The organism is Nocardia otitidiscaviarum NBRC 14405, from assembly GCF_000308635.1.
Taxonomy (GTDB): Bacteria; Actinomycetota; Actinomycetes; order Mycobacteriales; family Mycobacteriaceae; genus Nocardia; species Nocardia otitidiscaviarum.
In genome coordinates, this window is the sequence record NZ_BAGD01000112.1 from 26,745 (window position 1) to 47,790 (window position 21,046).

Genomic DNA, 21,046 nt, shown 5'->3' on the forward strand with positions numbered 1-21,046 from the left:
AGGGGTCGGCCACGAAACGGTCGGCGGACAGGTCGGGGCGGCCGAGATAGCCGCGCGCCAGCTGATCCCCCGCCAGATAGAGCTCACCCGCGACACCGGGCGCGACCGGGTGCAGACGTGCGTCGAGCACATAGAGCCGGCTGTTCCAGACCGGGCGGCCGATGGGCAGCGACACGGCGTCGGAGTCGACGACCTCGTGATAGGTCACCTCGACCGTGGTTTCGGTCGGACCGTACAGGTTGTGCATGCGCGCACCGGTGAGTTCACGCAGCTTCTGCGCGGTCACGGCGGGCAGCGCCTCGCCGGAGGCGAACACCTGCCGAAGTCCGATTACCCTCCGCTGTGCTCCGGGCGGATTCGCTGCACCGGACCTCTCGGCGGCATCGGATGCCGGTGCCGATTCGACAGCGGCCGATTCGAGCGCGGTCAGGAAGATCGACAGCATGGAGGGCACGAAATGCACCGAGGTGATGCCCTCATCGGCGATGATCTGCGCGAGATACATCGGATCGCGGTGGCCGTCGGGCTTGGCGAGGACCATACGCGCGCCGGTTTGCAAGGGCCAGAAGAACTCCGGGACCGACACATCGAAAGTGACCGGAGTCTTCTGCAACAGCGAGTCACCCGGACCGATCGGGTACAGGTGCTGCCCCCACAGCAGGCGATTCACGATCGCACCGTGCTCGACCGCTACGCCCTTGGGACGACCGGTCGAACCGGAGGTGAAGATCACGTAGGCAGTGTGTAGGGGCGAAATCGCATGCCCGCGATCGCTATCGGTGACCGGGTCAGCGGAATACGACTCCAGGTCGAGCGTATCGATCTCCAGTACCGGCACATTGCGGCCGGTCACGAAGTCGTCGCGGCTGGTGGTCAGCAGTGCCGCCGGGCGGGCGATATCGAGCACGTAGTCGACCCGCTCAGCGGGCTGGTCCGGGTCCAGCGGCACGTACGCGCCACCAGCCTCCAGCACCGCGTAGATGGCGACGACAAGGTCGGTCGATCGGCGAATGGCCAGCGCGACCAAGGATTCGGCGCCAACGCCGAGAGCGATCAGCTTCCGAGCCAGCTTGTGCACCGCGCCGGCGAGCTCGGAGTAGGACAGAGTGGTCCCCTCGAACGTGACCGCGGGCGCGTCCGGGCTGGTCAGGGCCTGCGCCTCGAACAGCGAAACAAGGCTGGGCGCCGCGCCTTCCGGCAGCGCGGGCAGAACCTCGGTGAGGTCGAAACCGGTGTCGTTCCACTCGACCAGCGAGCGCCGCTTCTCCTCGTCGTCGAGCAGGTCGATGTCGCCGACCGGCAGATTCGGATCGGCCGCGACCGCGTCCAGGACGGTGTGCAGCCACCGCGCGAAGGACGCGACCGTGGGCTCGTCGAAAAGATCTACGGCATAGGAGAATTCGGCCGAAAGACCGATGTTCTCGCCGTGCTCGTCCTGTGCTTCCTGGAGGGTCAGCTGTAGGTCGAATTTGGCCAGACCGGGATCGTAGTCGATGCCGTTGACCCGCAAGCCGGGCAGTTCCAGGCTGGTCTGCCGGGTGTTCTGGAAGGTCAGCATGACCTGGAACAGCGGGTGCCGCGCCTGCGAGCGGGCCGGGTTGAGTACCTCGACCAGACGCTCGAACGGCACATCGGCGTGCGCGAAGGCGTGCAGGTCGGTATCCCGGGCAGCCGCGAGCAGGTCGACGAAGCTCGCCTCGCCATTCACCTCGGTCCGCAGCACGAGGGTGTTGACGAACATGCCGATCAGGTCGTCGAGTGCGGCCTCACCACGCCCGGCAACCGGGGTGCCGATAGCGATATCGGTGGTGCCGGACAAGCGCGCGAGCAGCACCGCCAGGGCACTGTGCATGACCATGAACAGCGAGGCATTATGCCTGCGGCCCAGATCCACCAGCCGCTGCTGGGTTTCGGCCGAGATGACGAACGGATAGGTGCCGCCGCGGTAGCTGGCCACGGCGGGCCGCTGCCGATCGGCGGGCAGCACCAGTTCGTCCGGCAGATCGGCGAGCGCCCGGGTCCAGTACTGAATCTGCTTGGAGATCAGCGATTCCGGATCGTCCTCGGAACCCAGCACCTCGCGCTGCCACAGCGCGTAGTCGGCGTACTGCACCGGCAGTTCCGCCCAGGCCGGTGCCTCCCACGAGGTGCGGGCCGCGTAGGCGACCATGACATCGCGGGCCAGCGGTCCCATGGACCAGCCGTCGGCGGAGATGTGGTGTACCACCATGCCGAGCACGTACTCGGATTCGCTGATCTCGAAAAGCCGGGCGTGCAGCGGCACTTCGCTGGTGACGTCGAAGGCCATGGACGCCAGCTCGATGAGGTGCTCGACCAGATTGCCCTCGGTGACCGGCACCGGGGTCAGGTCGGGCACGATCTGCGCCGCGTCCAGCACCCGCTGCACCGGACCGTTGCCGGTCTCCGGGAAGACCGTGCGCAGCGATTCGTGCCGGTCGATGACGTCGATGACGGCGACCTGCAGGGCGGCCACGTCGAGTTCGCCGGAGAGCCGGATGGCGACCGGGATGTTGTTGACCGCCGACGCGGTGTCGAAGCGGTTGAGGAACCACATGCGCTGCTGCGCCAACGACAGCGGGATGTCGGCGGGCCGCTCCCGCGCCACCAGGGCCTTGCGCGCACCGTCACCGGCGTGCGATTCCACCCGCGCCGCGAGGGCGGCGACGGTGCTGGCCTCGAACAGCATGCGCACCGGCACCCGAGTGTCGAGCGCGATGCCCAGGCGCGAGGCGACCTGGGTGGCGATGAGCGAGTTGCCGCCGAGTTCGAAGAAGTCGTCGTCCACGCCGACGCGGGCGATGCCGAGGACCTCGCCGAAGATCTGCGCGACGATCTCCTCGATCGGCGTTGTCGGGGCGCGGAATTCGCGCACCTCGAACACCGGGGCGGGCAGCGCCCGGCGGTCCAGCTTGCCGGAGGCGTTGAGCGGGAAGGCATCCAGCACCACGAACGCACCCGGCACCATGTACGCGGGCAGGGTGCGGTGCAGCGCCGCCTTCACGCCGTCGAGGTCGATCGGTCCCCCGGCCACCACGTAGGCGACCAGCTGATCACCGGCGACGGTGTCGATGACCAGCACCACGGCCTGGTTGACCGACGGGTGGTCGAGCAGCGCGGTCTCGATCTCGCCGAGTTCGATGCGTTGGCCGCGGAACTTCACCTGGAAGTCGGTGCGGCCGATGTAGTCGATGACGCCCGGCTCGTTCTGGTTCCAGCGCACCAGGTCACCGGTGCGGTACAGGCGCGAACCCGGCTCCCCGAAGGGGTTGGCCACGAAGCGTTCCGCGCTCAGCTCGGGGCGGCCGAAGTAGCCGCGCGCCACCTGCGCGCCGCCGAGGTACAGCTCACCCGGCACCCCGACCGGCACCGGACGCAGCCCCTCGTCGAGCACGTACGCCTGGGCGTTCCACACCGGACGGCCGATCGGCACCGAGGTCGGGGTCGGCGCGGTGATGGGCGCGTAGGTGGCGTGGACGGTGAACTCGGTGGGGCCGTACAGGTTGTGCACGGCCGCGGTGGAGAAGCGCCGGAAGGCGGTGACGGTGGCGGGCGGCAGCGCCTCACCGGCGACGAGAACCGCACGCAGCGACAGGCATTCGGCCGCCGAGGCACTGCCCGCGAACACGCTCAGCATGGACGGCACGAACGAGGTCATGGTGACCCGGTGGCGGCCGATGACCTCGGACAGGTACATGGGGTCGCGGTGCCCGTCGGGCGCGGCGATGACCAGTTGCGCGCCGACGGCCATGGAGCCGAACAGCTCCCATACCGACACGTCGAAGGTGACCGGCGTCTTCTGCAGGATCACATCGGTGTCGTCGATACCGTACTCGGCGGTGATCCAGGCGATCTGGTTCAGTACCGAGGCGTGCGAGACGGCCACGCCCTTGGGACGGCCGGTCGAACCCGAGGTGTAGAGCACGTACGCGGTATTCGAACCGCGCAGCGGCGCATGCCGTTCCGCGTCGGTGATCGGAGCGTCGTCGAACTCGCCGAGGTCGAGGGCGTCCAGGTGCAGCACCTGGCAGTCCCGGCCGTCCACGTCGTCGTCGGAGGTGGTCAGCAGCACCACCGGCCGCGAGCTGGCCAGTACGTACTCGGTGCGCTCGGCCGGGTGGTCCGGATCGATCGGCACATAGCCGCCGCCCGCCGCGTGCGTGGCGTAGATGGCGACCAGCATGTCGACCGAGCGGCGAATCCCCACCGCCACCAGCGATTCCGGACCGACGCCGACGGCGATGAGCTTGCGTGCCAGGCGGTTCACCCGGGCGGAGAACTCCGCGTAGCTCAACTCGGCGGCGGGACCGAACAGGCCGCCGCTGCGCTCACCCGGATCGAAGATGAGCGCGGTGGCGTGCGGCCGCTGCCGCACCTGACGCTCGAACAGATCCACCACGGTGACCGCGTCCGGCACCGCGTGCGCGGTGTCGTTCCAGGCGCGCAACACGGTGGCTCGCTCGTCGGCCTCCAGCACGTCGATATCGCGCACCACGATGTCCGGTGCGGCGACGGCGGTTTCGAGCACGCGCAGGTACCGGCGGCCGAAGGCGGCCACGGTCGCGGCGTCGAACAGATCGGTGGCGTAGGAGAGCACCACCGACAGGCCGGCGGGCTCACCGCGCAGTCCGCGCTGCTCGGTCATGGTCCACTGCAGGTCGAACTTGGCGATATCGACCTCGAGCTCGTCCGCGGAGACGGTCAGGCTCGGCAGCTCCATGGTGCCGTGCGACATCTCCTGGAACGACAGCATGACCTGGAACAGCGGATGCCGCGCCTGCGAACGGGTCGGGTTGAGAACCTCCACCAGGCGCTCGAACGGCACATCGGTATTGGCGAAGGCCGCGAGATCGGTTTCCCGGGTGCGGGACAGGAAGTCGGTGAAGCTCTGCGCGCCGTCGACCTCCGAACGCAACACCAGGGTGTTGACGAACATGCCGATGAGGTCGTCGAGCGCCTGCTCACCACGACCGGCCACCGGGGTGCCGATGGCGATATCGGTGGTGCCCGACAGCCGCGCGAGCAGCACCGCGAGCGCGGAGTGCATCACCATGAACAGCGAGACACCCTGGGTGCGAGCCAGATTCGTCAGCGCGGCGTGCAGTTCGGGATCGATGTCGAAGGTGACCCGGCTGCCCCGGAAGGACTGCACCACCGGGCGGGGCCGATCGGCGGGCAGATCCAGCTGATCGGGCAGGCCCGCCAGGGCGTCACGCCAGTAGGCGATCTGCTTGGCGGCCATGGACTCCGGATCTGATTCCGAACCCAGCAGCTCGCGCTGCCAGATGCTGAAGTCCTGATACTGCACCGGAAGCGGCGTCCACGCGGGCTGTTCCCCGGCCGTGCGGGCCAGGTAGGCGGCGGTCATATCGCGCGAGAGCGGCCCGAAGGAGAAACCGTCCGCGGCGATGTGGTGCACCACGAAGGCGACGGCCAGATCGGTGCCCTCGGCGGTGGAGGCGACGCGGAACACCCGCACCCGAATGGGCAGCTCGCGTGAAACGTCGAAGCCGACGGAGGCGAAATCCGCCAGCGCCCTGGGCAGTTCGGCCTCGTCGATATCGTGGACCTCGATGCCGAGATCCACCTCCGACATGGGCAGCACCAGCTGGTAGCCGCCGTCCCCGGATTCGGGGAACAGGGTGCGCAGCGACTCCTGCCGCGCCACCACGTCGGTCAGCGCCAACTGGAGCGCGTCGATGTCGACCTCACCCTGCAACCGCACCACGAACGGCAGGTTGTAGGTGGGCACGGTGGGATCGAACTGGTTGAGGAACCACATGCGCTGCTGGGCCAGCGACAGCGGCACCCGCTCCGGGCGCGGCTGGGCGACCAGCGGCGGCCGCGAAACCTCGTCCGGCGCGGTGGTTTCCACCCGCGCGGCGATTCCGGCGACGGTGGGGGTCTCGAACAGCGCGCGCACGCCCAGGCGTGCCCCGAAGGCGGCCGAGATGCGCGACACCACCTGCGTGGCGACGAGCGAGTTGCCGCCCAGATCGAAGAAGTTGTCGTCCACGCCGACACGGCCGTGGCCGAGCACATCGGCGAAGATGCCCGCCACGATCTCCTCGGCCGCGGTGCGCGGCGCTCGGAATCCGGCGGCGTCGGCGCTGAACACCGGTTCCGGCAGCGCCTTGCGGTCCAGCTTGCCGGAGGTGTTGAGCGGGAAGGCGTCCAGCACCATGATCGACGCTGGAACCATGTAGCTGGGCAGCTTCTCGGCCACGAAACGGGTCAGCTCCGCCGGTTCCACGGACCGACCCGGCCCCGGCACCACGTAGGCGACCAGCTGCTGACCGGTGGCGGTGTCCATGACCAGCACCACGGCCTGCGAGACCGACGGGTGGGCGAGCAGATCGGTCTCGATCTCGCCGAGCTCGATGCGCTGACCGCGGAACTTCACCTGGAAGTCGGTGCGGCCGATGTACTCCAGCACACCGACAGCATCCGATTCGCCGCTCGCGGCGGTGTTCCAGCGCACCAGGTCACCGGTGCGGTACATCCGCTCGCCGGCACTCGAGAACGGATTGGCCACGAACCGGTCCGAGGTCAGATCCGGACGGCCCTTGTAGCCGCGCGCCAGCTGGCGGCCCGCGAGATACAGCTCACCCGCGGCACCGATGGCGGCCGGTCGCAGCCGCGAATCCAGCACGTAGACTTCGACATTCCACTCGGGCACACCGATCGGCACCGTGACGGTGTCGGCGGCGGTGTTCTCCCAGTAGGTGACCGAGACGGCGGCCTCGGTGGGGCCGTACAGGTTGTGCAGGCCCGCGTTCGTGATCCGCCGGAAGCTCGCGCCGGTCTCCGGCGGCAGCGCCTCACCGATGACGAAGACGTACTTCAACGAGGCGCACTGCGCCGCGGAGGCGTGCGCCACGAACACCGTCAGCATGGACGGCACGAAGTCGGTGACGGTGACCCGGTGCCGCTCGATCATCTCCGCCACGTACAGCGGGTCCCGGTGCCCGTCCGGCGTCGCGACCACGAGTTTCGCGCCGACCAGCAGGGGCATGAAGTAGCCCCACAGCGACACGTCGAAGGTGGTGGCCGTCTTCTGCAGGTACACATCGTCGGCCGTCATCGGATACTCGTGCAGCATCCACAGCTCTTGGTTGACGATGGCGTGATGGGTGACCGCCACACCCTTCGGGCGGCCGGTGGAGCCCGAGGTGTAGATGACGTAGGCGGTATTCGAGCTGCGCAGCGGCGCACGACGATCCGCGTCGGTGACCGGCTCGGCGGAGTACTCCGAGGTGTCGAGGGTGTCGAGTTCGACCCGGCGGACCGCCGCCGGGAGATCGAGATCATCACGGGCGGTGGTCAATACGCAGACCGGTGCCGCGGACTCCAGGATGTAGGCGGTGCGATCGGCCGGATGATCCGGGTCGATCGGCACATACGCACCACCGGCCCGCAGCACGGCATGCATGCCGATGACCAGCTCCAGCGAACGCCGCATCCCCAGGGCCACCAGCGATTCCGGACCCACGCCGTCGGCGATGAGGAAGCGCGCGAGACGGTTGACCCGCGCGCCGAATTCGGCGTAGGTCAGGGTCGCACCCTCGAAATCCAGGGCGATATTGTCCGGTGTCAGCGGGATCTGCGCGTCCAGCAGCGCGGGCAGCGTGGTGTCGGGGACCTCGTGGCCCGCCTCGTTCCACTCCACCAGCGTCTTGGTGCGTTCGACGGCGGTGGTGATCGGCAGGCTCCACACGGCCTGCTCGGTATCGGCCGCCAGGAAGCGGTCGAAGAACTCCAGGAAGCGCGAATGATGGCCGCGTGCTTCGTCTTCGGTGTAGAGGTTCGGGTTGGTCTCGAAGTCGATGTGGTTCCGGGTGCCCTTGACCGACTGGTAGAAGTTGACGCCCAGATCCTCGATGGAACCGGTGGACAGCACGCTGTACTCGCCCACCACGTCGCCGAGCACGACCTCGTTGTGGAACAGCATGATATTGACCCACGGGCCGAAGAACTCGCGGGTCACCACACCGTCGCCCGCCGCGTCGCGGCGAATGTCCTCGTGGCGGTAGCGCTGGTGGCGCAGTGCGCCCGCGACCGCCACGGTCACCTGGCCGAGCAGGTCACTGACGGTGGTGTCGTGGCCGACGTGCAGGCGCAGCGGCACGATATTGGAGGTCGCGCCGCCGGAGCGGCGCATGGCCGCGGTGGTGCGCGCGGTCACCGGCAGACTGAGGATGACGTCCTCGGTGCCGGTCCACTGCGCGAGGTAGGTGGCGAATCCGGCGATGAGCAGGCCCGCGGGCGTGGTGTCGTAGCGGGCCGCGGCGGCGTCGAGCAGGCTGCTCTGGTCATCGGACAGGGCGGCGCTGGCCACCCCGTTGAGCGGGGCGGGCGGCGCGGAGCGACCGACGAGGCTGGAGCCCTCCTCCAGACCGGCCACCCGCTCGGCCCAGTACTCCTTGTCGCTGGTGAAGCGCTTGGAGTCGCGGTAGGCGAATTCCTGCTCGACCAGGGTGCGCAGATCGGTGGCCTTGGACGGCGTCGGCTGTTCGCCGCGCACGTAGGCGGTGTAGATCTCGGCGACCCGTGTCATATAGGTCACGGCGCCGAGGCCGTCGAGCGCGATGTGATGGATGCGGGCGTACCAGAAGTAATGATCGTCACCCAGCCGCAGCATGGCCGTGCGGATGAGACGGTCCTCGACGATGTTCAGCGGGTGGCTGTAGTCGGCGCGCATCCACGCCTGGGCGGCGGCCTCCGGGTCGGCCTCGTCGCGCAGGTCGATCTGGTAGATGGTGCGGTCCAGCGTCGGGTCGACCATCTGCATGGGCTCGCCGTCGCGCTCGACGATGCGCAGGAAGCCCGAGCCGACCTCCAGCGATCCGTCCACCATGGCCTGCTCGAGCAGCGGAATATCCAGTTCACCGCGCAGCTCGACGTACTGGGCGATGTTGATCGGCACCTGGGGGTCCAGGTGCTGGGCGTACCAGATACCGAGCTGCGCCGGAGACAGCGGAAAAAGCTCCCCCGAACCGGGCGTCACTTCCCCGCTAGCTTCGCCGTTGCCGCCGAAATCCAGCCGGTCCAACCCAAACCTCGCTTCCGGAACACCACAGCAGCGCTCCCCGCCGACACCCGCGCAGGACGCACGGCTGTGCCAGCGGCGTCCTGTTCGGGGTTCATTTCGATATCAATCAGACAAAAATGTTCACAAGGGCTATCCATCCCGCCGTGCGATCTCGTTACATGGGCACGACCACACTCGCGGGCCGGAAAACGGCCGTTTTCAGAACCTTGCTGCTGACCACCGAACCAATCTACCGTCCGGAGTGGCCATAGGACCAAGAAGGGTCATAGCCCTTAGCTATCAGCGCATTTCATCATTCATGGGATGAAATATGGCTCCGGTCCCGACCCGGATCATAGAGGTGCGACTGGGCACAGGAGACCGATTCGGCCAGCGCCCGCCCCACCAGGATCACCGCCGCCTGCCGCAGTCCGGCCCCCTCCACCCGGTCCGCGATATCGGCGAGCGTCCCCCGCAGGATCACCTGCTCCGGCTGAGTGGCCCGGTAGACCACCGCCACCGGGCAGTCCTCCCCGTACTCGGGTGCGAGTTCCCGCGCCAGCGACCGGATCCGCGTGATCGCCAGATGCAGCACCAGGGTGGCCCGGGTCCGTGCGAAATTCTCCAGCGCCTCCGTCTCCGGCATGACCGTCGACCGCGCCCGCGTCCGGGTCAACACCACCGACTGCGCCAACTCGGGCACCGTGAGCTCCGTCCCCAGCAGCGCCGCCGCCGCCGCGTACGCGGGCACCCCCGGCGTCACATCCCAGGGGATCCCCAGCGCGTCGAGCCGCCGCGTCTGCTCGGCCAGCGCCGAATACAACGACGGATCCCCCGAACACAACCGAGCCACATCCTTCCCCTCCCCGGTGGCCCGTGCGCAGTGCGCCACGATCTGATCCAGATCCAGCCCCTGCGTATCCACCAGCTCGGCCCCCGGCGCACAGTGCCCCAGCACCTCGGGATCCAGATAGGTCCCCGCGTACAGCACCACCGGCGCCGCCGCCAGCACCCGCACGGCCCGAACCGTCAGCAAATCCGCCGCCCCCGGCCCCGCCCCAATAAAGTGCACCGTCACCCCGCGAGTGTATGGAGTCGCGAGGGGGAACCGGTGGCGGCATCGGGCGAGAGCGGTCCGCCACCAGTTCCCCCTCGGATCAGTCCGACACGTCGAAGGCGGCGATGACCTTGGTAGGGCGGAGGCGGACGACCAGTTCGCCGGGGACGCCGTTGCGTTTGCCGAATTCCTCGGCGCGGTCGGGACCCATGTAGCGGCCGCCGATGGCGGTGGCGGTGCGGACGAGTTCGGCGAGATCCTCGGAGATGGTGGCCTCGCCTTGGACCTGCACGAATCCATAGGGCGGTGCCTCCAGGTCCACGCAGAGCGCGAGGCGGTTGTCGCGGGTGAGGGCCTTGCCCTTGGCGGAGGTCTTGCCGGTGTTGAAGACCAGTTCGTCGCCCTCGACGATGAACCAGATCGGCGTCACCACGGGACGTCCGTCGGCGGCGGTGAAGGCCAGTTTGCCGGTGCGGGTACCCGCCGAGAGGAACTCGCGTACTTCGGGATCGGAGAGGGAAGCCATGGGCCCACGGTACGGAGGGCGTCGGACGATCCCCGCCAACCGGACACGGGACACGCCTCCGCGCTCTATAGCAGATTCCGATTGTTCTTAGAATGGCCCGGTGGAGGATATCGGCGCCATCGGCGTACTACAGGATCCCGTGCGGCGGCGGCTCTACGAGTACGTGGCCGGTCGCGGTGAACCGGTGAGTCGCAATGAGGCCGCGGCAGCGGTCGGGATCCAGCGCCCCCTGGCCGCGCACCATCTCGACAAGATGGTGGCGGCCGGGCTGCTGGAGACCGAGAGTCGGCGACTGTCCGGGCGGTCCGGGCCGGGCGCGGGGCGACCGGCGAAGCTCTATCGGCGGGCGGCGGCGGAACGTCAGATCTCCCTGCCGCCGCGCGACTACCGCACGGCCGCGGACCTGTTGGCGCAGGTGGCCGAGGAGGCGCGGCTCGATGCCGCATTGGCGGCGGCCGCGCGTAGACGGGGCGGGGTGCTGCGCGGGGATCGCGAGCCGGTGTGCGATCTCGGCGACGCGGCCGAGCTCCTGGCCGCTCGGGGGTACGAACCGTTCGACGAGAACGGCGTCCTGCGCATGCGCAACTGCCCCTTCCACGCCCTGGCGGAGGCATATCCGCCCCTGGTCTGCGGCATGAATCTCGCCCTGCTCGAGGGTCTGCTGGGCGATTCGAACCGGGTCCGGGCGCGCATCGACCCACGCCCCGGCCTGTGCTGCGTGGCCGTCGAGCCTTCTAAAACAAATGAGAATTGACATAGAATGTGCGCCGTGGTGAGGTGAGCCCATGACCGGCCATCACCTCGCCCAGCTCAATCTGGCCATCCTCAAACACCCCCTCGACGACCCGCGTATGGTGGACTTCACCTCGAATCTCGAACCCATCAACGCCCTGGCCGAGAGTTCACCCGGCTTCGTCTGGCGGCTGGTGGACGATTCCGGCAAGGACGCCACCACCATGCGGCCGGTCGGCGACGACGTGATCATCAACCTGTCCGTCTGGGAGAGCCGAGAGGCGTTGTGGGACTACGTCTATCGCAGCGGCCACCTGGAATTCCTGCGCAGGCGCGGCGACTGGTTCGAGCGCCCGCGCCAGGACATGATCGTGCTGTGGTGGATTCCGGCCGGGCACATCCCGACCCTCGACGAAGCCATCGAACGCCTGACCATGCTGCGCGCCAGCGGCCCGTCGCCCCATGCCTTCTCACTGCGGGAGAACTACTCCGCCGCGGACGCGCAGGCGCTGGCGTAAGCCCTCACGGCACCCAGCGCCGCAGAGCGTCGATGGTGGTCTCCGGAGAAGTGTTGAAACAGAAGCGGATTCCCGGCGCGACCGCGGTGGTCACATTCACCAGTCGTTCGAACAGCAGAGTGTGCTCCGCAGCCATGCGCACGCCCGCGCCGATCATCACCACCCGGAACGGCCCGTCGCCGGCGCAGCGCCGCACCGCGGCCTCGGCCTCGTCCGGATCGGCGGACACCTGACACGACACGATGTCGAAACCGGCATCTCGCAGCGCCGCCTCACCCGCCGCGATGCGCGCGGTCAACTCCGCCTCGGTGATCTGCGGATAGCGGCTGTAGTCCACCGCGCTCGGATGCAGTCCGATGGACAGCACCCGATCCGTCACCGGTACGTTCTGCTCTCCTGCCATATCGTTCTCCCTTGTCAGCCAGATCACTACGAGCGACAGCGCCACCACGACACCCGCGATTCCCGCGACCCGCCGCCTCACCACGGCGCCGCGCCCTGGCGGTCGAAGAATCCGCCGGTCGGGCCGTCCGGTCCGATCCGGGCGAGCCGCACGATCGCATCGGTCCCCTCGGTGACGGTCTGCGTCCCGGAGTGCCCGTTGAGGTCGGTGGCGGTGTAACCGGGATCGACGGCATTGACCCGGATGCCGTCCAGCCCGCGGGCGTATTGGACCGTCAGCATGTTCAGCGCCGATTTGGTGGCCGGATAGCCGAGAGCCGGTGGCAGCACGCCATCCCACCGCGGGTCGGTGAGCACGGCGACCGAGCCCATACCGCTCGACACCATGACGATGCGTGGATTCTCGGCCAGGCGCAGCAGCGGCAGGAAGGCGCGGGTCACGCGGACGGGGCCGAAGACATTGGTCTCGAACACCTCTCGCAGCGATTCGGCGGAGGTCTCGGCGGGGTGGGCGCGGGGCCCGCCGATCGCGGCATTGTTGACCAGCACATCGAGTCGGCCCACTCGCTCGCGCACCACATCGACCGCCGCGACCACGGACGCGTCGGAGGTGACATCGAGCGCAACGAAGTCCACCTCCAGCCCCGCCGCCGCCAGCTCTCGGGCGGCGGCGGTGCCGCGCCCGACGTCCCGGGCAGCGAGGAACACCCGCCACCCCATGGTCGCGAAGCGGCGCACCGCCTCCCGGCCCAATCCCTTGTTCGCCCCGGTCACCAGGACGGTTGTCGCAGTGGTCATGGTCCCAGCCTGGGTGCGCCGCCCCGGCCGCACCAGGACCGCTGCGCCCTGGGACCGGCGGTACCACCCCCGGCTCGCGGAGATGCGGTCACCATGGAACGCATGGACAGAGCGGAATTGGCGACGGTGTTGCGTGGTGCGCGCGCCCGCATCCGTCCCGCCGACGTCGGACTGCCCGCGGGGCCGCGGCGTCAGGTGCCGGGACTGCGCCGCGAGGAGGTGGCGCAGCTGGCCGGGCTCAGTGTGGACTACGTGGTGCGGCTGGAACAGGGGCGCGGTCCGAAACCGTCAACGCAGGTGCTCGGCGCGCTGGCGCGGGCGCTGCGGCTCGGGGACGACGATCGCGATCTGCTGTTCCGACTGGCTGGTGCCGCACCGCCGCAGGCCGGACAGGTTCCCATGTTGGTCAAGCCCAGCGTCCTGCGACTGTTGGATCGGCTCGGCGATCTGCCCGTCCTGGTGCTGTCGGCCAAATCCGATGTGCTGGCCTGGAATTCGATGGCGGCCGCGCTGCTCGGCGACTTCTCGACCTGGTCCGGGCCACAGCGGAATATCATCTGGCAGCGCTTTCTCGGCGCGGACACCGGGAGGGTACGAGTGGTACCGGAGAGTGCGGCGGCGGCCTCGGCGGCCCAGTGCGTCGGTTGTCTGCGCAGCGCGCAGGCCCGCTACCCCGACGACCCCGACCTCGCCCGCTTGATCACCGAGTTGCGCACCCGCAGCACACGTTTCGAGCAGCTGTGGCGGGAACCGCATTCGGGGCAGATCCGGGCGGCCACCAAGACCATCCAGCATCCCGAACTCGGCCAGCTGACCCTCGACTGCGACGCCCTCGAGGTACCGGATTGCGATCAGACCGTGGTCGTGTATTCGGCCGCGCCGGGCACGCCGGAGGCGGCGGCCCTGGAACTGCTGCGGGTCACCGGAACCGAGCAGTTCACCCGGTGATCAGATCGCGCCGTGCTCGCGCGCCCGCGCCACCGCCGAGGTGCGCGATTTCACCCCGAGCTTGGCGTAGATGTGCACCAGATGGGATTTGACGGTGGTCTCGCTGAGGAACAGCTGTCGCCCGATATCGCGGTTGGACAGCCCGTCGGCGACCAGCCGCAACACTTCGATTTCCCTGGGGCTCAACGTGGTATCGGGTTTGCGGACCCGGGTCATGAGCTTCGAGGCGACCGACGGCGAGAGCACACTCTCCCCCGCGGCCGCCGACTGCACGGCGGCCAGCAGTTCGGACGGCGGCGTGTCCTTCAGGATGTAGCCGACCGCCCCCGCCTCGATCGCGCCGAGAATATCGGCGTCGGTGTCGTAATTGGTCACCACCAGCACATTCGGCGGATTCGGTAGCGCGCGCACCGCTGCCGTGGCGTCGGCGCCCGACTTACCCGGGCCGAACCGCAGATCCATCAGCACCAGATCCACCGGCGTGGTGGCGCAGAAGGCGACCGCCTCGTCCGCCGTCGCCACCTCGCCGACCACCTCGATGTCGTAATCGGCGCGCGCCGCACCGGAATCCAGCAGTGCGCGCAGACCCGCCCGCACGATGGCGTGGTCGTCGGCCAGCAGGATCCTGATCATTGCTGATCCTCCAGGGGGAAGGAGATGGTGACTGCGGTGTGTCCTGGTTCGGATTCCACGTCCATGGTGCCGCCCTGCTGCTCCACCCGGTTGCGCATGGCGGTGAGACCGAAGGTGCCCGACGGCGGGTGGGCCAGCACGCTCGCGGGTATCCCGACACCGTCGTCCACCACATCCAGGTGGACGGCGTCGTCGGCGTAGGTCAGGGTGATGCGCATGCGCTCGGCCTCGGCGTGCCGCACCACATTCGAGACCGCGCCCTGGGCGATGCGCACCAGGGCGGCCTCCATGGACATGGGCAGTCCGTGTGGAGTGCCCTCGACCAGCATCTCGGTCTCCAGACCCGGGGTGGCCGCGCGCTGGGCGATCCGGTCCAGCGCTTGGGTCAGCGACTGCCCCTCCAGCGCGGCGGGCGTGAGTTCGGCGATGAGCTGGCGGGTTTCGACGAGACTGTCGGCGGCGGTCTCGCGGGCCAGCCGAATCTGTTGCAGCGCCGGGTGATCGGGGGCGGCCCGTTCGGCGGCGTGCAACAGCAGTTGAATACTGCTGAGGCCCTGGGCAACCGTGTCGTGGATCTCCTGGGCCAGGCGCTCACGCTCGGCGAGCTTTCCGGCGGTGCGTTCGCGCTCGGCGAGAGTCTCACGGGTGGTGAGCAATTCGTCGATGAGGCGTTGGCGTTCGGCGGCCTCGCGATACAGCGCGGAGTAACCGAGTCCGATGGCGACCGCCACCACCGCGCCCAGAATCGGCCCGACCACCGCACCCACCGACCAGCCCCGGTGCATGGCGAAACCGAACACCGACAGCGCCGTGGCCGCCACCACCGCCGACAGGCCCCAGTAGCGCGGCAGCAGGTGCAGGTAGAGGAAGAACAGGCCGAAGACCAGGTACACCGCGTCCGGTGCGAGCATGACCAGGCCGAGCCAGAGCGCCGTGAGCACCAGCAGCCAGACCCGCGCCGCCGTCGGTCGGCTCTTGAACAGCGCCCCCGCGAAATAGACGCCGAGGAACGCGCCCGCGATCACCACCACGGCGACGGGGTGGGAGTTCGACACCAGATTGCGTGCCGCCACGAAGACCGTCAGCGTCACCACCAGGGCGTGCAGGCCGAGCTGCAGGGCGGCGAAGACGGGAGTCAGGGGCGAACGGTGCACGTCAGACAGCTTATGCCCGGCTACTCTGGCGGCATCCTTCGAAAGTTGGAAACGCCGCCCCACCGTTCGCTGGTCGGCGTTTCGTTCCGCGGGGCGATGGCCCGGGCCCGGATCGGCGACAGAGTGGAGGCATGTTCGTCGCGCTCCGAGATCTGCGCGCCGCTCGCGGCCGCTTCCTGCTCATCACCCTGGTGGTCACCATGGTGGCGCTGCTCGTGAGTTTTCTCAGCGGCCTCACCTCCGGTCTGGCGCACCAGAACATCTCCGCCGTGCAGTCGCTGCGGACCGATACCGTGGTGTTCGCCGATACCGGCGGCGCGGCGTCGTTCGACACCTCGACGCTGACCGCCGAGCAGGTGGATGCGTGGCAGCGTACCGGCGGCACGGTGGACCCGATCGGCATCAGCCGCACGCGCGCCACCGCCGCGGATGGCCCGCCGACCCAGGTGGCGTTGTTCGGGGTCGGCGGCACCCCGTTCGGCAATCGAGTGGCAACCACCTCGGGTGAGGTGGTGCTCAGCAGTTCGGCGGCCAAGGAGCTGCGCGCGCACGCCGGGGACACGGTCGAACTGGGTTCGGATGCGTTCACCGTTCGTGGAGTGACCGGTGACGACTGGTACGCGCACACGCCGGTGGTGTGGATGACGCTGTCGGACTGGCAGGCGCTGAGTCCCGGATCCGGTGCGGCCACCATTCTCGCGGTGTCGGGGGTCTCCGACCTCGCGGCCGCCAACGCCGCCGCGCACACCATCACCACCTCCACCGCGGATTCGCTGTCGGCGATGAGTTCGTACGAGGCCGAGAACGGTTCGCTCACCCTCATGACGGTCATGCTCTTCGCCATCTCCGCGCTGGTGATCGGCGCGTTCTTCACGGTGTGGACGATTCAGCGCACCGCCGATATCGCGACGCTGAAAGCCCTGGGCGCGACCACCGGCTCGCTGGTGCGCGACGCGCTGGGGCAGGCGCTGGTGGTGTTGCTCATCGGCGTGGGGCTCGGGGTCGGCGGCACCGCGCTGGCGAGCCTGTTCCTCGGCGACGCACTGCCTTTCGTGCTCAGCGCGTCCACGACGCTGTTCCCCGCGGCGGCCCTGATCGTCCTCGGCCTGCTCGGCGCGGCCTTCGCCCTGCGCTTCCTCGTCACCACCGATCCGCTCACCGCACTCAACCAAGCCCGCTGACAATGGCTGCCGCACAGGAGTTCTCGATGACCACCGCACTCACCGTCACCGATCTGACCCTCACCTACCCCGACGGGTCCGACCGCGTCACCGCCCTGGACCGGGTCGCGCTGTCCGTGCGCGGCGGCGAGATCGCGGCCATCACCGGCCCGTCCGGCTCCGGCAAGTCCAGCCTGTTGGCCGTGGTGTCGACGCTCATCCGTCCGGACTCCGGTCGCGTCGTACTCGACACCGGATCCGGCGCGATCGACCTCGCCCGGCTGAACCGCCGCGCGGCGGCCGCCCTGCGACGCGAACAGATCGGCATCGTCTTCCAGCAGCCCAACCTCATTCCCGCGCTCACCGCGCTGGAACAGCTGGAGGCCATGACCCATCTGGGCCAGCGTCTGCTGGTCTCGCCCGCTCGCCGCCGCGCCACCCGCGCCCGCGCCCGCGACCTCCTCGCCGCCGTCGGCCTCGCCGACCACGCCCACAAGCGCCCCGCCCAACTCTCCGGCGGTCAGCGCCAGCGCGTGAACATCGCCCGCGCCCTCATGAACGACCCGGCGCTGCTGGTCATCGACGAACCCACCAGCGCCCTGGACCAGGAACGCGGCGCGGCCATCATCGATCTCATCGTCGAGGTGGCCCACACCCACCACCCCGCCACCCTGCTCGTCACCCACGACCCCACCCACCTGCACCACATGACCACCGTGCACACCATGCTCGACGGCCACCTCACCCCGGCCCGCCCCGCTCACCTGGCAGCCTGACGCCGAGGGGGAACCGGTGGCGGGCTCCGCTCGGCCGATGCCGCCACCCGTTCCCTCTCGCGGGTTGATCGGTCAGAGTTGGCCGCAGTCGGCGATGCGGATGGGGGCGGTGGTGGCGCCGGAGTCGGTGCCGGCGCGGGCTATCGCGTCGAGGAGGGGGAGGCCCTCGGTGACCTGGCCGAAGACTACGTGGCGGCCGTCGAGCCAGGGGGTTTCGGCGAAGGTGATGAAGAACTGGGAGCCGTTGGTGCCGGGGCCGGAGTTGGCCATGGAGAGGACGCCGGGGCCGGTGTGGGTCCGGGTGAAGTTCTCGTCGGCGAACTTGCCGCCGTAGATGCTCTCGCCGCCGGTGCCGTCTCCGGCGGTGAAATCGCCGCCCTGCGCCATGAATCCGGGAATCACCCGATGGAACGCGCTGCCCTTGTAATGCAGCACCGCCCCGCTCGAACTGGTCCCCTTCTCCCCCGTGCACAGTGCCCGGAAATTCTCGGCGGTCCGCGGCACCGCATCCGCGAACAATTCCATGACCAGCCGCCCCACCGGCTGCTCACCAATGGTGATGTCGAAGAAGACGTACGGATTGTGGCCGTGGGCGGCGGCGGTTCGAGTGCCGAACGCCACGGCTCCCACAGCGACGGCGGCGGATACGAGAGCGGACCTACGTGACAGCGGAGTCATCGACCTTCTTCCTGTTCGGATCGGACGGCAGCATGCCATATGCCGCGCAGCACCGGGTGCGAACCACGAAGGCGATCCGATTCAGGAGCGCAGTGCCCGGTCGATGCGGGAGCGCAGGGTGCGGAGTTCCGTGGCGAGTTCGGGGGTTTCGTGAAGATCGAAGTCGACGCCCAGGTCGAGGAGGCGGTGGGCGAGCCATTCCGGGGAGTCGTCGCGGTGGGCGTCGAGACGGCAGGTGTGGTCGTCGAGGGGGAGGATGTCGCCGGGGAGGTCGCCGAGGCGGCCGGTGACGCGGTGGGCGGGGGCGTGGATGGTGGCGCGGACGTGGAATGTCGGTGTGCCCCAGTCGGTTCGCTCACCCGCCACGTAGGCGGCGGGGTTGTCCGCAGGTAGCGGTCGGGGTGTGAAGCGGGCGGCGGTGGGGTGCGGACGGGTGATGCGGTCGACGCGGAAGGAGCGCCAGGCGTCGCGGTCGAGGTCGAAGCAGACCAGGTACCAGCGGTGGCGGGTGGAGACGAGGCCGACGGGTTCGGTGTGACGACGGGATTCGGCCCCGGCGGCCGAGTGGTAGGTGAAGCGGACGCGTTCCCGGTTGGTGATGGCGGCGGCCAGGGTGGTGAGGATGTCCGGGTCCACCGGCGTGCGAGCGGACACCGGTGTCGCGGTGGCGGTGGCCAGGACGCGGACGCGGCGGCGCAGTGCGGCCGGGAGCACCTGTTCGAGTTTGGTCAGGGCGCGGACGGACGCCTCCTCGATACCCGCGACCGCCACACCCGCGGCAGCGCGCAGACCGACCGCGATGGCGACGGCTTCCTCGTCGTCCAGCAGCAGCGGCGGCAGGGCAGCGCCCGCGACCAGGCGGTATCCCCCGGCCGCGCCCAGGGTGGCCTCGACCGGATAGCCGAGTTCGCGCAGGCGCTCGATATCGCGGCGCACCGTGCGATCGGTGACGCCCAGCCGTTCGGCCAGTTCGCTCCCCGGCCAGTCACGCGGGGTCTGTAGCAGCGAGAGCAACCGCAGCAGTCGCGCCGGTGTGTCCGTCATGTCTGCCATTGTGCCGTTCATCTAGGAACGAAACAGTCCTAGATGGCGCGTAGCGTGTCGCTCAGATCGCACGAACGACACAGGAGCCGGTAATGACCAACGAGATCCGCCCCTTCCGCATCGCCGTCCCGCAGGCCGATATCGACGACCTGAACGACCGCCTCGCCCGCACCCGCTGGTCGCCGTCGCTGCCGGGACAGGACTGGGACAAGGGCGTACCGGTCTCCTATCTGAAGGAGCTGGCCGAGTACTGGCGCACGGAATTCGACTGGCGCGCACAGGAAGCCGCACTCAACGAGTTTCCGCAATTCATCACCGAGATCGACGGCCTGGACGTGCATTTCCTGCACGTGCGCTCGCCCGAACCGGACGCGCTGCCGCTCATCCTGACCCACGGCTGGCCGAACAGCTTCGTGGAGTTCACCAAATCCATTGGCATGCTGACCGATCCGCAGCGGAACGGTGGCGATCCGGCGCACGCGTTCCATGTGGTGATCCCGTCGGTCCCCGGCTTCACCTTCTCCGAGGCTCCCCGGGAACTCGGTATGTCACCCCGCAAGGTGGCGGAGATGTGGGTGGAGCTCATGGACCGGCTCGGCTACGACCGCTACGGCGTCCAGGGCGGCGACCTGGGCGTGTATGTGGTGCAGGAGATGGCCATCGCCGCACCGGACCGCGTGGTCGGCGTGCACATCGACGGCGGAGTCGGCATGCCCACAGCGGCGGATGTGCCGACCATGAATGCCGAGGAGCGCGCGGAGTGGGACATGATGCAGAAATGGATGACGGGTGTGGACCACCACGTCCTGCTGCACGACGCCCCGGAGACCTTCGCCGCCGCGTGGACGGATTCCCCGGTCGGCCTGCTGGCGTGGCTGGTGCACAAGTTCACCGAATTCGCCCCACTGGCCGACCAGCTCGAGGACGCCGTCGAACGCGACCACCTGCTCACCAATATCAGCCTGTACTGGTTCACCAATACCGCCGCCACCTCCAGCTGGCCCATGTACAACGGCCTCGGTGACGACGGTTTCGCCTGGCCGAAGGGCCAGCGGCTGGTGCCCATGGGCGTCTACGGCGGCGGCTCGGCCCTGATGCGCCGACTCGCCGAACGGGACAACCTCATCACCCACTGGCCCGAGGGCAATACCGGCAACCACTTCGTCGCCATGGAACTGCCCGAGATGCACACCGCGGACATCCGTACCTTCTTCGCGAAGATGCGCTGAACCGGGCGGATCAGGGCTGGGCGGGCCGCTGCGCGGCGTACCAGTCCAGCAGTTCCGGGGCGTCGATGGCGTTGGGCGAGACCACGCGCGACACATCGGCTCCCTGGAGCAGTTTCTTCAGCGGTACCTCGAGTTTCTTGCCGGTGCGGGTGTGCGGGATGGCGGGGGCGACGATGATCTCGTCGGGGATGTGCCGGGGCGACACTTGTTCGCGGACAGCGGTATTGATGCGGCGCTTGAGGTCGTCGTCGAGGTGGGTGTCGTCGGTGAGGACGACGAACAGGGGCATCCAGTAGCCGCCGTCGGGTTGTTCGATGCCCAGGACGAGGGATTCGGTGATCT

At 68.8% G+C, this 21,046-nt stretch carries 16 protein-coding genes (1 of these 16 running past the window's edge); 6 read left to right on the top strand and 10 right to left on the bottom strand.

Features of this window, described 5'->3' with window-relative positions; genetic code table 11:
• The 3 genes from ON31_RS25615 to ON31_RS25625 all read right to left on the bottom strand — a co-directional run.
• The coding region annotated (locus ON31_RS25615; protein WP_039817331.1) for a non-ribosomal peptide synthase/polyketide synthase crosses the window boundary (this coding region is incomplete at its 3' end): on the bottom strand, window positions 1–9,070 show 9,070 of its 35,814 nt. The annotated region extends 26,744 nt beyond the left edge of the window.
• 292 nt (window positions 9,071–9,362) lie between these two features.
• Entirely contained in the window at window positions 9,363–10,127 is a 765-nt protein-coding gene (gene cobM, locus ON31_RS25620; RefSeq protein WP_039817321.1) for a precorrin-4 C(11)-methyltransferase, read from the bottom strand.
• 79 nt (window positions 10,128–10,206) lie between these two features.
• Window positions 10,207–10,632, bottom strand: coding sequence for a PPOX class F420-dependent oxidoreductase (locus ON31_RS25625; protein WP_039817322.1), 426 nt, complete (start codon window positions 10,630–10,632; stop codon window positions 10,207–10,209).
• Between the two features lie 100 nt (window positions 10,633–10,732).
• On the opposite strand from ON31_RS25625, the gene ON31_RS25630 reads away from it, so the two are divergent.
• The gene (locus ON31_RS25630; protein ID WP_039817323.1) at window positions 10,733–11,386 is read left to right on the top strand and encodes a helix-turn-helix transcriptional regulator; all 654 of its coding nucleotides are present in this window, start codon (window positions 10,733–10,735) and stop codon (window positions 11,384–11,386) included.
• Window positions 11,387–11,417: 31 nt separating this feature from the next.
• The gene (locus ON31_RS25635; RefSeq protein ID WP_039817324.1) at window positions 11,418–11,882 is read left to right on the top strand and encodes a DUF3291 domain-containing protein; all 465 of its coding nucleotides are present in this window, start codon (window positions 11,418–11,420) and stop codon (window positions 11,880–11,882) included.
• A gap of 4 nt (window positions 11,883–11,886) precedes the next feature.
• Here the strand turns inward: ON31_RS25635 and ON31_RS25640 are convergent, their stop codons facing one another.
• Together ON31_RS25640 and ON31_RS25645 are read right to left on the bottom strand one after the other, a co-directional pair.
• Complete coding sequence (locus ON31_RS25640; RefSeq protein WP_051037747.1) at window positions 11,887–12,285, bottom strand: hypothetical protein; 399 nt, start codon at window positions 12,283–12,285, stop codon at window positions 11,887–11,889.
• Window positions 12,286–12,362: 77 nt separating this feature from the next.
• On the bottom strand, window positions 12,363–13,082 hold the full coding sequence (locus ON31_RS25645; RefSeq protein ID WP_039817325.1) for an SDR family NAD(P)-dependent oxidoreductase: 720 nt from the start codon (window positions 13,080–13,082) through the stop codon (window positions 12,363–12,365).
• A 102-nt stretch (window positions 13,083–13,184) separates the two neighbouring features.
• On the opposite strand from ON31_RS25645, the gene ON31_RS25650 reads away from it, so the two are divergent.
• On the top strand, window positions 13,185–14,030 hold the full coding sequence (locus ON31_RS25650) for a helix-turn-helix transcriptional regulator (RefSeq protein ID WP_039817333.1): 846 nt from the start codon (window positions 13,185–13,187) through the stop codon (window positions 14,028–14,030).
• Here ON31_RS25650 and ON31_RS25655 read toward each other — a convergent pair whose 3' ends face one another.
• Complete coding sequence (locus ON31_RS25655) at window positions 14,031–14,663, bottom strand: LuxR C-terminal-related transcriptional regulator (RefSeq protein WP_039817326.1); 633 nt, start codon at window positions 14,661–14,663, stop codon at window positions 14,031–14,033.
• Complete coding sequence (locus ON31_RS25660; RefSeq protein WP_039817327.1) at window positions 14,660–15,817, bottom strand: sensor histidine kinase; 1,158 nt, start codon at window positions 15,815–15,817, stop codon at window positions 14,660–14,662. Before ON31_RS25660 ends, ON31_RS25655 begins: the two co-directional genes overlap by 4 nt.
• Window positions 15,818–15,948: 131 nt before the next feature.
• Here ON31_RS25660 and ON31_RS25665 point away from each other — a divergent pair, with 131 nt between their 5' ends.
• A complete protein-coding gene (locus ON31_RS25665) occupies window positions 15,949–16,998 on the top strand; it encodes an ABC transporter permease (protein WP_039817328.1) in 1,050 nt (349 codons plus the stop codon).
• A 26-nt stretch (window positions 16,999–17,024) separates the two neighbouring features.
• A complete protein-coding gene (locus ON31_RS25670) occupies window positions 17,025–17,753 on the top strand; it encodes an ABC transporter ATP-binding protein (protein WP_039817334.1) in 729 nt (242 codons plus the stop codon).
• 72 nt (window positions 17,754–17,825) lie between these two features.
• Here ON31_RS25670 and ON31_RS25675 read toward each other — a convergent pair whose 3' ends face one another.
• Together ON31_RS25675 and ON31_RS25680 are read right to left on the bottom strand one after the other, a co-directional pair.
• The gene (locus ON31_RS25675; protein WP_081592734.1) at window positions 17,826–18,431 is read right to left on the bottom strand and encodes a peptidylprolyl isomerase; all 606 of its coding nucleotides are present in this window, start codon (window positions 18,429–18,431) and stop codon (window positions 17,826–17,828) included.
• Window positions 18,432–18,512: 81 nt separating this feature from the next.
• Window positions 18,513–19,475: a helix-turn-helix transcriptional regulator gene (locus tag ON31_RS25680; RefSeq protein WP_029932529.1), complete on the bottom strand. Its 963-nt coding sequence runs from the start codon at window positions 19,473–19,475 to the stop codon at window positions 18,513–18,515.
• A gap of 92 nt (window positions 19,476–19,567) precedes the next feature.
• On the opposite strand from ON31_RS25680, the gene ON31_RS25685 reads away from it, so the two are divergent.
• Window positions 19,568–20,704, top strand: a complete 1,137-nt coding sequence (locus ON31_RS25685) for an epoxide hydrolase family protein (protein WP_039817329.1) — start codon at window positions 19,568–19,570, stop codon at window positions 20,702–20,704.
• A gap of 10 nt (window positions 20,705–20,714) precedes the next feature.
• Here ON31_RS25685 and ON31_RS25690 read toward each other — a convergent pair.
• A partial coding sequence (locus tag ON31_RS25690) for an AMP-binding enzyme (RefSeq protein WP_039817330.1) occupies window positions 20,715–21,046 on the bottom strand: 332 nt, incomplete at its 5' end.